At 56.8% G+C, this 13,239-nt stretch carries 13 protein-coding genes; 5 read left to right on the top strand and 8 right to left on the bottom strand.

The features are described 5' to 3' along the window. Positions 1 to 131 precede the first annotated feature (131 nt). The 3 genes from parC to FNY10_RS21400 form a co-directional block, all read right to left on the bottom strand. Positions 132 to 2,393 (bottom strand): DNA topoisomerase IV subunit A, encoded by a 2,262-nt coding sequence (parC, locus tag FNY10_RS21390; RefSeq protein ID WP_131048539.1) that lies wholly within the window; start codon positions 2,391 to 2,393, stop codon positions 132 to 134. Positions 2,394 to 2,514: 121 nt separating this feature from the next. Further along, positions 2,515 to 3,384 carry an AraC family transcriptional regulator gene (locus FNY10_RS21395; RefSeq protein ID WP_131048538.1) on the bottom strand — a complete coding sequence of 290 codons (870 nt, stop codon included), beginning with the start codon at positions 3,382 to 3,384 and terminating at the stop codon, positions 2,515 to 2,517. Positions 3,385 to 3,456: 72 nt separating this feature from the next. Beyond that, a complete protein-coding gene (locus FNY10_RS21400) occupies positions 3,457 to 3,864 on the bottom strand; it encodes a YgiW/YdeI family stress tolerance OB fold protein (RefSeq protein ID WP_131048537.1) in 408 nt (135 codons plus the stop codon). Positions 3,865 to 4,014: 150 nt separating this feature from the next. On the opposite strand from FNY10_RS21400, the gene qseB reads away from it, so the two are divergent. The 4 genes from qseB (at position 4,015) to FNY10_RS21420 (ending at position 7,047) form a co-directional block, all read left to right on the top strand. Continuing rightward, positions 4,015 to 4,674, top strand: coding sequence for a quorum sensing response regulator transcription factor QseB (gene qseB, locus FNY10_RS21405; protein ID WP_141963406.1), 660 nt, complete (start codon positions 4,015 to 4,017; stop codon positions 4,672 to 4,674). Then, positions 4,671 to 6,011: a quorum sensing histidine kinase QseC gene (gene qseC / locus FNY10_RS21410; protein ID WP_141963404.1), complete on the top strand. Its 1,341-nt coding sequence runs from the start codon at positions 4,671 to 4,673 to the stop codon at positions 6,009 to 6,011. Before qseB ends, qseC begins: the two co-directional genes overlap by 4 nt. Before the next feature lie 104 nt (positions 6,012 to 6,115). Then, positions 6,116 to 6,697: an NAD(P)H-dependent oxidoreductase gene (locus FNY10_RS21415; protein WP_100683505.1), complete on the top strand. Its 582-nt coding sequence runs from the start codon at positions 6,116 to 6,118 to the stop codon at positions 6,695 to 6,697. Positions 6,698 to 6,732: 35 nt separating this feature from the next. After that, complete coding sequence (locus tag FNY10_RS21420) at positions 6,733 to 7,047, top strand: putative quinol monooxygenase (RefSeq protein WP_004867760.1); 315 nt, start codon at positions 6,733 to 6,735, stop codon at positions 7,045 to 7,047. 69 nt (positions 7,048 to 7,116) lie between these two features. Here FNY10_RS21420 and parE read toward each other — a convergent pair whose 3' ends face one another. From parE to nudF, 5 genes are read right to left on the bottom strand one after another with little or no spacing between them, the layout of a single operon-like run. Next, positions 7,117 to 9,012 (bottom strand): DNA topoisomerase IV subunit B, encoded by a 1,896-nt coding sequence (parE, locus tag FNY10_RS21425; RefSeq protein ID WP_131048534.1) that lies wholly within the window; start codon positions 9,010 to 9,012, stop codon positions 7,117 to 7,119. A gap of 30 nt (positions 9,013 to 9,042) precedes the next feature. Then, positions 9,043 to 9,618, bottom strand: coding sequence for an esterase YqiA (gene yqiA, locus FNY10_RS21430; RefSeq protein WP_100683507.1), 576 nt, complete (start codon positions 9,616 to 9,618; stop codon positions 9,043 to 9,045). Beyond that, the gene (cpdA, locus tag FNY10_RS21435; protein ID WP_131048533.1) at positions 9,618 to 10,445 is read right to left on the bottom strand and encodes a 3',5'-cyclic-AMP phosphodiesterase; all 828 of its coding nucleotides are present in this window, start codon (positions 10,443 to 10,445) and stop codon (positions 9,618 to 9,620) included. The genes yqiA and cpdA overlap by 1 nt, the downstream gene beginning before the upstream one ends. Positions 10,446 to 10,469: 24 nt before the next feature. Next, entirely contained in the window at positions 10,470 to 10,892 is a 423-nt protein-coding gene (locus FNY10_RS21440; RefSeq protein WP_004867771.1) for a DUF1249 family protein, read from the bottom strand. Beyond that, complete coding sequence (gene nudF / locus FNY10_RS21445) at positions 10,889 to 11,521, bottom strand: ADP-ribose diphosphatase (RefSeq protein WP_141963402.1); 633 nt, start codon at positions 11,519 to 11,521, stop codon at positions 10,889 to 10,891. The genes FNY10_RS21440 and nudF overlap by 4 nt, the downstream gene beginning before the upstream one ends. A gap of 195 nt (positions 11,522 to 11,716) precedes the next feature. Here nudF and tolC point away from each other — a divergent pair, with 195 nt between their 5' ends. Further along, on the top strand, positions 11,717 to 13,189 hold the full coding sequence (gene tolC / locus FNY10_RS21450) for an outer membrane channel protein TolC (protein ID WP_141963400.1): 1,473 nt from the start codon (positions 11,717 to 11,719) through the stop codon (positions 13,187 to 13,189). The last annotated feature ends 50 nt before the right edge of the window (positions 13,190 to 13,239 follow it).

Genomic DNA, 13,239 nt, shown 5'->3' on the forward strand with positions numbered 1-13,239 from the left:
GGGTGTCATTTGCTGACCGCCCGACGTATCTTGAATGATTTTGCGCCTATTGTTAATCGCAACACCTGAATAAACAACGATTTTGCGGCAAATTTTAGCATCCCCTGCCTGCCAGCAGGGGGATGCCCGTCTTACTCTTCGCTATCGTCCGCCGACGAGGCCCGACGCGGCGAATCGATTTCCACACGATCGATTTTCTGCAGTCCGCGCATCAGCGAGCCGCGACGACCGCGTTCACCGGTGACTTTTTGCAGCTCTTCCGGACGCAGTTTAATCTTGCGCTTCCCGACGTGGATAGTCAGCGTGCTCTGCGGCGGCAGCACGAACAAGTGCGCCAGGCCATCCTGACCGGAAGCCGCTTCCGCCGACGGAATATTGATAATCTTATTCCCCTTACCTTTTGACAGCTGCGGTAAGTCGCTGACCGGGAACATCAGCATGCGCCCGGCAGAGGTGATCGCCAGCAGCATGTCAGCATCATCTTCGATCACCAGCGGCGTCATGACGCGCGCGTTATCCGGCAACGTAATCAGCGCCTTGCCCGCGCGGTTGCGCGCCACCAGATCGTTAAAGGTACAGACGAAACCGTAGCCGGCGTCGGAGGCCATCAACAACTTGCGATCGTCGCTTTCCATCAGCATATGTTCAACGCTGGCGCCCGGCGGTAGCGTCAGTTTGCTGGTAATCGGCTCGCCCTGACCGCGCGCCGACGGCAGCGTGATCGGATCGATGGCGTAGCTACGCCCGGTGGTATCAATAAACACCACCGGCTGGTTGCTCTTGCCTTTCGACGACGCTTTCCAGCTATCGCCCGCTTTATAGCTCAGACCCTGCGCGTCAATATCGTGGCCTTTGGCGCTCCGCACCCAGCCCATTTGCGACAGCACGATGGTCACCGGCTCAGACGGCAGCATGTCGTGCTCGCTCATCGCTTTTGCTTCTTCGCGCTCGCGCAGCGGTGAACGACGATCGTCGCCGAAGGTCTCGGCGTCGGCCTGCAGCTCTTTCTTCAGCAGGTTGTTCATCTTCCGTTCAGAGGCCAGAATCGCCTGCAGCTGATCGCGCTCTTTTTCCAGATCGCTCTGCTCGCCGCGGATCTTCATCTCTTCCAGTCGGGCGAGGTGGCGCAGTTTCAGCTCAAGGATCGCTTCCGCCTGGGTTTCGCTGATGCCAAAACGCGACATCAGGGCCGGCTTCGGCTCATCCTCGTGGCGGATAATTTCAATCACTTCATCGATATTAAGGAACGCGACCAGCAAACCTTCGAGAATGTGCAGGCGCTTGAGCACTTTCTCCAGGCGGTAGTTCAGACGGCGACGCACGGTATCGCGGCGGAAGGTCAGCCACTCCGCGAGGATCTCCAGCAGGTTTTTCACCGCCGGACGGTTGTCGAGGCCGATCATGTTCAGGTTGATGCGATAGCTTTTTTCAAGATCGGTGGTCGCGAACAGATGATTCATCACCTGTTCCATATCCACGCGATTCGAACGCGGGACGATCACCAGGCGCGTCGGGTTTTCGTGGTCCGACTCATCGCGCAGATCGTCAACCATCGGCAGCTTTTTGTTGCGCATCTGAGCGGCGATTTGCTCCAGCACACGGGCGCCGGAAACCTGATGCGGCAACGCCGTAATCACTACCGCACCGTCCTCTTTTTTCCATACCGCACGCATCCGCACCGAACCGCGACCGTTCTGGTAGATTTTGCGGATCTCCGCGCGCGGAGTAATGATTTCGGCTTCGGTCGGGTAGTCTGGCCCGTGAACGATATCCAGCAGCTCGTCGAGCGAGGTCTGCGGTTTTTCGATCAGGGTAATCGCCGCCTGCGCCACTTCACGCAGGTTGTGCGGAGGAATATCGGTTGCCATACCGACGGCGATGCCGGTAGTGCCGTTCAGCAGGATGTTCGGCAGACGCGCAGGCAGCATTTTCGGCTCCTGCATCGTCCCGTCGAAGTTCGGCACCCAGTCGACGGTTCCCTGTCCCAGTTCGCCCAGCAGCAGTTCCGCATACTTTGACAAACGGGATTCGGTATAACGCATCGCGGCGAAGGATTTAGGATCGTCCGGCGCCCCCCAGTTCCCCTGCCCATCCACCAGCGGGTAGCGGTAGGAGAAGGGCTGCGCCATCAGCACCATCGCTTCATAGCAGGCGCTATCGCCGTGCGGGTGGTATTTACCCAGCACATCACCCACGGTGCGGGCGGACTTTTTGAACTTCGCGCTGGCGTTCAGCCCCAGCTCAGACATCGCGTAAACGATGCGACGCTGGACCGGCTTCAGACCATCGCCAATAAACGGCAACGCCCTGTCCATGATGACGTACATGGAATAGTTCAGGTAAGCATTTTCCGTAAATTCATGCAGCGCAAGGCGCTCTGCCATATCGCTCATTAATCGTGAATCCTCAATCTGCGTACCGACCGTGCGGGCGGCAAAACTACCCGCGATAATACCCGATCTCACGCCCTGAGTCACAGGCCGTGAGATCGGCTGAGGATTCCGTTAGCGCTAATCAGCGCAGCGGCAGATAAATATCGGTCTGGAGCTCGTGTTCGCCGACTTCATGCACGAAGTTGAGGTAACGGAAAAACAGCGGAAAATCGCGTAGCGTTTCACCCGACGTCGGTAGCCAGTCGCGGTAGAGAGACCAGACGCTTTGCGCGAGCGTATCCAGAGAGCCGTGGTGACGCGCCAGCGCGCATCGCCCGCCCGGAATAGCGCCATTCACCACGCCAAAGGCGTTTTCCGCTATCGGTTCATTGACCGACCCGCAGATATCAAAACGAAAATCGTCAGCGGGAGTGGTCGCAGGATCGTCCCACGACACGCCCCAGGTCGCGCAGGTGGCGACCGGCGATAACCCGCTCGCCTTGCGCCAGGCGATAAACTGCGCCGCCGTAGCATTGACCAAATCAGGACTGCCGCGGTGGCGCAACATCGCCACCTGGGTGTCAGGGAACTGGACTATTTTAACTGTCATCGGATGTTGCTCCTGTAATGTATGTTTCGGTACGCGTCGATGCCACTCCTGCCAGTCCGGCTGTTGACGGAACTGGCTGGGGCTTTGAGCGAACGCGGCACGGAAGGCACGACTGAACGACTCCGGATTCTGAAACCCGGCATCAAGGGCAATATCGATGATTTTATCCTGCGGCCTGAACGCCAGGCGCCAGCAGGCGCGGCGCAGACGTAGCCACTGGATATAGCGATACAGCGGTACGCCGCTACAGGCGGTGAATTGCCGGTGAAAGTGATACGGCGAGCAATGCGCGATCGCGCTCAGCGTCTCCAGCGACAGGGGCTCATCCAGATGACGCTCAATGTATAAACACACGCGCTGAAAACGCCCGACGTACGCCGGGTTCATCCTAGTCTCGTTCATCGTCTCCTCCTGCGGACATACTCTGGCAGAGCGAGGATAGCGATTCCTGACCGATCTTGCGCGATGTCGGGCTTACGGTGCGACTTTCGTTATTTGCTTCACATCGATTTCGACCGAGTTCCAGTCTTTGTCGACCTCCCCCTGGATCTCAACGCTGTCCTGCGGCGTGACGGTCAGACCGTTCCAGCGCTTATGATCGATATCCACATTCACCGTCCCGGAGGCGTCCTGGAATTTATACAGATCGTCAGAGACCCGCTGCACTATTTTACCGCGCAGGGTCACCCAGGTGTCATCACGCAACGATTTGGCGTTTTCCACCGTCGTGACGCTCCCGCCCGGGCCAATAAAACCGCCTTTTTGCGTTGACGTCTGACTGGTTTGCGTCGCCCCCGGTCCGCTAAAACCCCCTTGTTCAGCAGCCAGCACCGGCAGACAAACTAAAGCGACGATCGCGGTCATTGCAGCCATTTTCTTCATAAGATGTTCTCCTTGTCTGGTTATATGACCCTGATTACATCAGGCAAAACTTAACAACTTCTTAAGCAGAAAAAAGAAATTTTATTCCTGTACAGTGCCTGCCACAACGCGGTTTACTGCGCGTATTCATGACAGCCACAGGAGCGGCCAATGCGCATTTTAGTGGTGGAAGACGATAAGCTCATCGGCGATGGCATTAAAGTCGGGCTGACGAAAATGGGCTTCAGCATCGACTGGTTTACCCGCGGTGAAGAAGGTAAAGCCGCGCTCTATACGGCGCCCTATGATGCGGCGATCCTCGATCTGACGCTGCCCGGCATCGACGGGCTGGATATCCTGCGTGCATGGCGTAATCAGGGCCGCCACGAACCGGTACTGATCCTCACGGCCCGCGATGCGCTCAGCCAGCGGGTTGAAGGGCTGCGCCTCGGCGCCGATGACTATCTGTGTAAACCTTTCGCGCTGATTGAAGTTGCCGCCCGGCTGGAGGCCCTGATTCGTCGCGCCCACGGCCAGAGCAGCAGCGAACTGTGCCATGGCCACGTTGCGCTCGATCCCATTGGCCTGACCGTGACGACGAACGGCGACAACCTGGTGCTGAAGCCAAAAGAGTTCGCCTTGCTGGAGCTGCTGATGCGCAATGCCGGACGCGTTCTGCCGCGCAAGCTCATTGAAGAGAAACTCTATACCTGGGATGACGATGTCTCCAGCAATGCGGTCGAGGTGCACGTTCATCACCTGCGCCGTAAGCTCGGCAGTGAATTTATTCGTACCGTTCACGGGATCGGCTATACCCTCGGTGATGCATGAAACGACTTAGCCTGCGCGTCCGCCTGACGCTGCTTTTTTTCCTGCTGACCAGCGCGGCCTGGGGCATCGCCTGTGTTATTGCCTGGCAACACACCACGGACAAGCTGGATAAGCTCTTTGATACCCAACAGCTGCTGTTTGCCCGTCGGCTGAGCGCCATCAATTTCGACGAGCTACACGCGCTCACGGCCCCGATGCAGACAAAAAAGAAGATCAAACACGGCCATCTCGATGACGACGCGCTGGCGTTCACGATTTTCACGGCTGACGGTAAGCGTCTGCTTCACGACGGCGAGAATGGTCAGGACATCCCGTGGCAAAATCGTCGGGAAGGCTTCAGCGATGGCTATCTGGATAACGATGATGATGAATGGCGCTTCCTGCAGTTAACCACCGGCGATGGCCGCTACCGTATTGTCGTGGGTCAGGAGTGGGACTACCGGCGGGAAATGGCGCTGGATATCGTCACCTCCCAGTTGACTCCCTGGCTGGTGGCGCTACCGCTGATGTTCCTGCTGCTGATTGTGCTGCTGAGCCGGGAGCTGGCGCCGTTAAAACAGCTGGCCAGAACGCTGCGCCTGCGCGCGCCGGACTCGGCGGAATCGCTTAACGTCGACAAGGTGCCCAGTGAAGTCCGGCCGCTGGTCGATGCCCTGAATCAGCTGTTTGCTCGTACGCATGACACCATGATACGCGAGCGCCGGTTTACCTCCGATGCCGCACACGAGTTGCGCAGCCCGCTTGCGGCGCTGAAGGTGCAGACCGAAGTCGCGCAGCTGTCAATGGACGACCCGCAGGGGCGGGAGAAAGCGCTGGCGCAGCTGCATGAAGGAATTGACCGCGCAACCCGGCTGGTAGACCAGCTTTTAACGTTGTCGCGCCTCGATTCTCTGGCGCAGCTTGAGGATGTGCATACGATTGCCATCGATGAGCTGCTGCAATCGTCGGTCATGGAGATGTACCACACTGCGCAACAGGCGGGCATTGAGCTACGCCTGCATCTGCACGCAACGCAGGTCACGCAGCCTGGCCAGCCGCTGCTACTGAGTCTGCTGGTACGCAATCTGCTGGATAATGCCGTGCGCTACAGCCCGCGCGGCAGCCAGGTCGATATCACTGTTGATGCTCGTGAGTTTTCCGTACGCGATAATGGCCCAGGCGTCAGCCCCGCAGCGCTAGCGCGCATCGGCGAGCGCTTCTATCGCCCTCCCGGCCAGGATGAGCCCGGTAGCGGACTGGGCTTATCAATCGTCCGGCGCATTGCCGCGCTGCACCGGATGACGGCAGACTTCAGCAACGCGCCCGGAGGCGGTTTTACGGCGCGCGTGCGCTGGTAGCCATTATTGCAATTAACGCAAAAGACTTTGCACATTTTGCTCATTTTACCGCCCCGCCTTGCGGGATAAAATCAGTGACAAACTCGAAACCTGAAGGGTAAAAAATGAGCAATATCCTGATTATCAACGGCGCGAAGAAATTCGCCCATTCAAACGGCCAGTTGAATGACACCCTGACCGAGGTCGCGGATGGCTATCTGCGCGACGCCGGGCATGATGTTAAAATCGTCCGTGCGGAAAGCGATTACGACGTCCAACAAGAAGTGCAGAATTTCCTCTGGGCCGATGTGGTTATCTGGCAAATGCCGGGCTGGTGGATGGGCGCGCCGTGGACCGTGAAGAAATATATTGATGATGTCTTCACCGAAGGCCACGGCTCGCTGTATGCCAGCGACGGGCGCACCCGCTCCGACGCCAGCCAGAAATACGGTTCCGGCGGCCTGATTCAGGGCAAGCAGTACATGCTCTCCCTGACCTGGAACGCGCCGATGGATGCCTTCACCGATAAAGATCAGTTCTTCCACGGCGTGGGCGTTGACGGCGTGTATCTGCCGTTCCATAAAGCCAACCAGTTCCTCGGCATGACCCCTCTGCCGACCTTTATCGCCAACGACGTCATTAAAATGCCGGATGTTCCGCGTGACATAGCAGAATATCGCAAGCATCTGGCGCAGATTTTTGGTTAACTAAAGATCTACATACAGAAGGAGTTGAGTTAATCATGTTGACAGTGATCGCAGAAATTCGCACACGCCCGGGCCAACACCATCGCCAGGCGGTACTTGATCAGTTTGCAAAACTTGTTCCGGTCGTTTTACAGGAAGAGGGCTGCCACGGCTATGCGCCGCTGGTTGACCACGCCGCCGGCGTGAGTTTCCAGAGCACCTCGCCGGATTCAATCGTCATGGTTGAACAGTGGGAAAGCGTTGCCCATCTCGAAGCGCATCTGCAAACTCCGCATATGAAAGCCTACGCTGAAGCGGTAAAAGGCGACGTGCTGGAGACCAGCATCCGCATTCTGCAGTCCGGCATTTAAGGTCGCACGAAGAAAAACACCCGAAGTGAGTCAGAACTGGCGGGGCGCCAGTTCTGATTAAGCAGCAGGTCAGGCTTCCAGATCCGCCATATCCCCTTTCTCCTGCAGCCAGTTACGACGATCTTCCGAACGTTTCTTGGCTAACAGCATATCCATCATCGCCGTGGTCTGCTGCTCATCCTCATCGCTGATAATCAACTGCACCAGGCGGCGGGTATTCGGGTCAAGCGTGGTTTCGCGCAGCTGCATCGGGTTCATCTCACCCAGCCCTTTAAAGCGCTGGACGTTCGGTTTGCCCTTCTTCCGTTTGAGCTGCTCCAGCACGCCGGCTTTCTCTTCTTCCGTCAGGGCGTAGTAAACCTCTTTGCCGAGATCGATACGGTACAAAGGCGGCAGCGCAACGTGGACGTGCCCGTGTTTCACCAGCGTGCGGAAGTGCTTCACAAACAGCGCGCACAGCAGCGTGGCAATGTGCAGGCCGTCGGAGTCCGCATCCGCGAGAATACAAATCTTGCCGTAGCGAAGCTGACTTAAGTCGTCGCTGTCCGGATCGATACCGATCGCCACCGAAATGTCGTGGACCTCTTGCGACGCCAGCACTTCATCAGACGAAACTTCCCAGGTATTAAGGATTTTACCCTTCAGCGGCATGATCGCCTGATATTCCCGATCGCGCGCCTGCTTGGCAGAACCGCCCGCCGAGTCCCCTTCCACCAGAAACAGCTCGGTACGGTTCAGATCCTGAGCGGTACAGTCCGCCAGCTTACCCGGCAACGCGGGACCGCTGGTCAGCTTTTTACGCACCACCTTTTTCGCCGCGCGCATCCGGCGCTGGGCGCTGGAGATGGCCATTTCGGCAAGCAGCTCCGCGGCCTGAACGTTCTGGTTCAGCCACAAGCTAAAGGCATCTTTTACCACGCCGGAGACAAACGCCGCGCACTGACGCGAAGAGAGGCGCTCTTTGGTCTGACCGGCAAACTGCGGATCCTGCATTTTCACCGACAGCACGTAGGCACAGCGATCCCAGATATCTTCCGCAGACAGCTTCACGCCGCGCGGCAGGATATTGCGATATTCACAGAACTCGCGCATCGCTTCGAGCAGCCCCTGGCGCAGACCGTTAACATGGGTACCGCCCTGCATGGTCGGGATCAGGTTAACGTAGCTTTCGGTCAGCAGCTCCCCGCCTTCCGGTAGCCACAGCAGCGCCCAGTCGACCGCTTCGGTTTCGCCGGAGAAGTTGCCGACGAACGGTTTTTCCGGCAGCAGCGGCAGGCCGTTCACCGCTTCGCACAGGTAGTCAGTCAGGCCGTCCTGGTAACACCAGCGCTGTTCGCTGTTGTTTACCTGGTCACGGAAGACAATCTCGACTCCAGGGCAGAGCACGGCTTTGGCTTTGAGCACATGCGTCAGGCGCGAGACGGAAAAGCGCGGGCTATCAAAGAAATGCTCATCCGGCCAGAAATGCACGCTGGTTCCGGTATTGCGTTTACCGCAGGTGCCGGTGACGTGGAGATCTTCAACTTTATCGCCATTCTCGAAGGCGATGCTGTAGATCTGGCCATCGCGGCGGACGTTCACTTCCACGCGCTTCGACAGGGCGTTGACCACCGAAATACCCACCCCGTGCAGCCCCCCCGAGAACTGGTAATTCTTGCTGGAGAATTTGCCGCCCGCATGCAGCCGGCACAGGATCAGCTCAACCGCCGGAACCCCTTCTTCCGGGTGGATATCAACCGGCATCCCGCGGCCATCGTCGATCACTTCCAGCGATTGATCGGCATGAAGAATGACCTCCACGCGTTTCGCATGGCCAGCCAGTGCTTCATCCACACTGTTATCAATAACTTCCTGACCTAGATGGTTAGGACGTGTTGTGTCAGTGTACATCCCTGGACGGCGGCGAACCGGCTCTAGCCCGGTGAGTACCTCAATGGCATCAGCGTTATATGAAGATTGCGTCATGGTGTGTATTCGTAGGTAGTCCAGGAATGCTTAACGCAAACCCAGAAAATCGATAATCTGAGTGAAATGATCTTCAAAGCCGACAAATGCGTGATTGCCGCCCTCCTCTACCGTCTGCCGGCATGAGGCGTAGTAAGCAACGGCCTGGCGGTAATCAAGCACTTCATCGCCCGTTTGCTGCAACAGCCAGATTAAATCAGGCGCTTCCAGCGGGTCGATTTGCATGACTTTGAGATCGTAAATATGGCGTGACTCTAGCACATATTGCTGCCCCGTGTACGGATTCTCATTGGGGCCAAGGAAATTGTTCAGCAGTTCAAACGGGCGCACCGCCGGGTTAACCACCACCGTCGGCAGCATAAAACACTGCGATAGCCAGGTGGCATAGTAGCCTCCCAGCGAAGACCCCACCACCCCCAGCGGTTCCCCGCCGCGTTCCAGCACAATGGCTTCCAGCATCTCCGCCGCGTCTGCCGGGTAAGCGGGCAGCTCAGGCACCACCATCGTAATCTCGGGAAAGGTCTGCGTCAGCCAGTCCTTCAGCGCCGTCGCTTTGGCCGACCGCGGTGAACTGTTAAAACCATGCAGATAAAGGAGCGTAGCCATCAGTATCCTTCTGAAGCGATATCCGGGTGAAACTTCACGCCGTTAAGGCGGCAAACCTCGGTGGTCAAAGTACCGTCGGCGTGCAGTTCCAGCCAGCGCCAGCCGGGAGAAAGGGTGTCCAGGGTAAAATTGGCGCAGTGCGGCTTAAATTGTACGCAGGTCGAAGGCGTGGCCATCATCCGCCGCCCGTTCCAGTTGAGGTCCAGTTCCTGGTGAATATGGCCGCAGAGTAAATGCTTTACGCGCGGAAAAGCGGACAGCGCGCGATCCAGAGCCCCGGCATTACGCAGGCTGTGTTGATCCAACCAGCTACAACCCGAAGGGAGCGGATGGTGATGCAACAGCAGCAGCGTATGGCGCTCAGGCTCTTCCGCCAGCTTCTGTTCCAGCCACTCAAGCTGAAAGTCGCTCAGCTCGCCGTGGGGAACGCCAAACACCTGGCTGTCGAGCAGCAAGATTTGCCAGTGCTCGCCCAGCAAGACCCGCTTGGCCGGGGAAATACCCGATTCCAGCAGCGTGCTGTACATCGCCGGCTGGAAGTCATGGTTGCCCGGCAACCAGACGCAGGGCGCGGCAAAACTCGCGATACCTTCAGCAAAGTGCTGATAGGCCGCGGCGGAATGGTCCTGCGCCAGATCGCCTGTTGCCACTATAAGATCGCATGGACGCTGTGAGGCATGGATGGCATCCAGCACGGCCTGGTAGCTTTCCCAGGTATTGATACCTAACAGCGTTTCATGTTTTTCAGCAAACAGGTGAGTATCAGTAATTTGTAATATCCTGACTCTGGTCTCACCAGCCAGAGGCAGATTTAACAGGCTTTCCAAATGGTGTCCTTAGGTTTCACGACGCTAACAAACCGGAATCGCCATCGCTCCATGTGCTAAACAGTATCTCAGCCAGTCCGCCAGGAACTGATTAATTTGATGCTTTTCGTCGCGTTGATGCAACTTTTTATTAGGATAATCATACTTTGCTTTGAAGCGAAAGATCTGCTGAGTCGAACACACTTCAGCGACCATCGCATCATGATACAGGCGTACCGTCATTGACGGTAAACTCCAGTAACTTACCGCCGGAACCGTCTGCTCAATTGACACTAATGTAGTGTAGCGGGTCGACTCGACGATAGTTAATCGATATTGCGCATTGCCCACCTGATAGCCCGCGACATCGCCGGCTGCATCGGTTCGAGGCAACAAGCGGCGCAACTGAGCAAAATTGGTTTCACACAGGCGCATCATTTCCGGGAAGTCAGGTGTATAACGCTTCATTTTGTCCACTCATTACGTAAATTGTGATAATGCAGCTGCAGCCATTGCAAGGCAATGACAGAGGCCGCGTTGTCGGTTTTCCCCTCTTCAACCCACTGGTAAGCCTGCTCCCGGCTGACCACATGCACCCGGATGTCTTCATTTTCATCCGCCAGACCGTGAATCCCTTTTGCCGTTGTGGCATCGACTTCACCAACCAGAATCGACAGCCTTTCGCTGGTGCCGCCAGGGCTTGCCAGATAGCTCAGGACCGGTTTTGTCCGTCCGACGACCAGTCCGGCTTCTTCTACCGCTTCGCGGCGGGCAACGTCCTCGGGGGTTTCACCGTCTTCAATCATACCGGCGACCATTTCCAGTAGCCACGGGCTCTCGCTGGTATCATACGCGGCGATGCGGATTTGCTCGACCAGCACCACTTCATCACGTATCGGGTCAAAGGGTAGCAAGACTGCGGCATGCCCGCGCTCAAAAATTTCGCGCGTCACCTCGCCGCTCATCCCGCCGTTAAACAGGCGATGGCGAAAACGGTATAAATCCAGCGAAAAAAAACCACGATAAAGCGTTTCGCGTGCAATAATTTCTACATCGTTTTTCGAGAAGGTAATTCCTTGCTGATTGAGCTTGCTCATTGTCTCTGTCCCGCGCCTCCGAAAGTAAGGATTTATAAGCCGTTTGGCTATCGTTTTACAGTCCGTATGTTAGATTGGTGCAAATTACCGCCGGATGGCACGTAACGCCAACTTTTTACTGCGGCAGAGTCGATACAATCAGCGAATATTTTTAGAATTTGGGCAGCGCTTTATGCTTCACAACAAGGAATGCAAATGAAGAAACTTTTCCCCATCCTCATCGGTCTGGGCCTGACTGGCTTCAGCGCCATGAGCCAGGCAGAAAACCTGATGCAGGTTTATCAGCAGGCGCGCGTCAGCAACCCTGACCTGCGTAAATCAGCAGCCGATCGTGATGCTGCATTCGAGAAGATCAACGAAGCACGTAGCCCGTTACTGCCTCAGCTTGGCCTGGGCGCGGATTATACTTACACCAATGGTTATCGCGACAGCAACGGCGTGAACTCGAACGTCACCAGCGGCTCGCTGCAGTTAACGCAGGTTCTTTTCGATATGTCGAAATGGCGCTCGCTGACGCTACAGGAAAAACAAGCTGGCATTCAGGACGTCACCTATCAGACCAACCAGCAAACGCTGATTCTGAACACCGCGACGGCTTACTTTAACGTCCTGAACGCCATTGATACGCTTTCCTATACCGAAGCACAGAAACAGGCCATCTACCGCCAGTTGGATCAGACCACCCAGCGCTTTAACGTTGGTCTTGTGGCGATCACCGATGTGCAGAACGCCCGTTCGCAATACGACTCCGTACTGGCAAACGAAGTGACCGCGCGCAACAACCTCGACAACGCGGTAGAAGCGCTGCGCCAGGTAACCGGCAACTACTATCCACAGCTGTCATCGCTGAACATTGGCGGTTTTAAAACCAACAAACCGCAGACGGTGAACGCGCTGCTGAAAGAAGCGGAAAACCGCAATCTGTCGCTGCTGCAGGCGCGTCTGAGCCAGGATCTGGCCCGCGAACAGATTCGCCAGGCGCAGGACGGCCATCTGCCGACCCTGAATTTAACCGCCTCGACCGGGATCTCGAACACCACCTACAACGGTTCAAAAACCAACGATCCAACGCGCTATGGCGACACTGATGCCGGGCAGAACAAAATCGGCCTGAATTTCTCGCTGCCGCTGTACCAGGGCGGGATGGTTAACTCGCAGGTGAAACAGGCGCAGTACAACTTCGTCGGCGCCAGCGAACTGCTGGAAAGCGCGCATCGCAGCGTGGTTCAGACCGTGCGTTCTTCCTTTAATAACATCAATGCCTCTATCAGCAGCATCAACGCCTACAAACAGGCGGTGGTTTCTGCGCAAAGCTCCCTTGATGCCATGGAAGCAGGCTATTCCGTGGGGACGCGTACCATCGTCGACGTCCTGAATGCCACAACGGCCCTGTACAGCGCCAAACAGCAGCTCTCCAGCGCACGTTATAGCTACCTGATTAATCAGCTGAATGTCAAATCTGCTCTCGGGACACTGAATGAGCAGGATCTGGTTGCGCTGAACAACACGTTGGGCAAACCTGTGTCGACCTCGCCAGATAGCGTCGCGCCGGAAACCCCGCAGCAGGATGCTAACGCTGATGGCTACAGCAGCAATGCAGCCCCGGCGGCGACATCGGCGTCAACCCGCGCCACGAAAACCAGCGGCACCAATCCTTTCCGCCAGTAATCGTCATTACGTCATGGCGCTTCGCTTAACGAATTCCGCTAAGCGAAGCG

This window comes from Klebsiella sp. Lac1, from assembly GCF_009825425.1.
GTDB classification, from domain to species: domain Bacteria; phylum Pseudomonadota; class Gammaproteobacteria; order Enterobacterales; family Enterobacteriaceae; genus Klebsiella; species Klebsiella electrica.

What these genes read in the sequence shown, in the direction of transcription:
- parC (WP_131048539.1), bottom strand. Translation starts at nt 2,393, where the DNA reads ATGAGCGATATGGCAGAGCGCCTTGCGCTGCATGAATTTACGGAAAAT.
- FNY10_RS21395 (WP_131048538.1), bottom strand. Translation starts at nt 3,384, where the DNA reads ATGAACGAGACTAGGATGAACCCGGCGTACGTCGGGCGTTTTCAGCGC.
- FNY10_RS21400 (WP_131048537.1), bottom strand. Translation starts at nt 3,864, where the DNA reads ATGAAGAAAATGGCTGCAATGACCGCGATCGTCGCTTTAGTTTGTCTG.
- qseB (WP_141963406.1), top strand. Translation starts at nt 4,015, where the DNA reads ATGCGCATTTTAGTGGTGGAAGACGATAAGCTCATCGGCGATGGCATT.
- qseC (WP_141963404.1), top strand. Translation starts at nt 4,671, where the DNA reads ATGAAACGACTTAGCCTGCGCGTCCGCCTGACGCTGCTTTTTTTCCTG.
- FNY10_RS21415 (WP_100683505.1), top strand. Translation starts at nt 6,116, where the DNA reads ATGAGCAATATCCTGATTATCAACGGCGCGAAGAAATTCGCCCATTCA.
- FNY10_RS21420 (WP_004867760.1), top strand. Translation starts at nt 6,733, where the DNA reads ATGTTGACAGTGATCGCAGAAATTCGCACACGCCCGGGCCAACACCAT.
- parE (WP_131048534.1), bottom strand. Translation starts at nt 9,012, where the DNA reads ATGACGCAATCTTCATATAACGCTGATGCCATTGAGGTACTCACCGGG.
- yqiA (WP_100683507.1), bottom strand. Translation starts at nt 9,618, where the DNA reads ATGGCTACGCTCCTTTATCTGCATGGTTTTAACAGTTCACCGCGGTCG.
- FNY10_RS21440 (WP_004867771.1), bottom strand. Translation starts at nt 10,892, where the DNA reads ATGAAGCGTTATACACCTGACTTCCCGGAAATGATGCGCCTGTGTGAA.
- nudF (WP_141963402.1), bottom strand. Translation starts at nt 11,521, where the DNA reads ATGAGCAAGCTCAATCAGCAAGGAATTACCTTCTCGAAAAACGATGTA.
- tolC (WP_141963400.1), top strand. Translation starts at nt 11,717, where the DNA reads ATGAAGAAACTTTTCCCCATCCTCATCGGTCTGGGCCTGACTGGCTTC.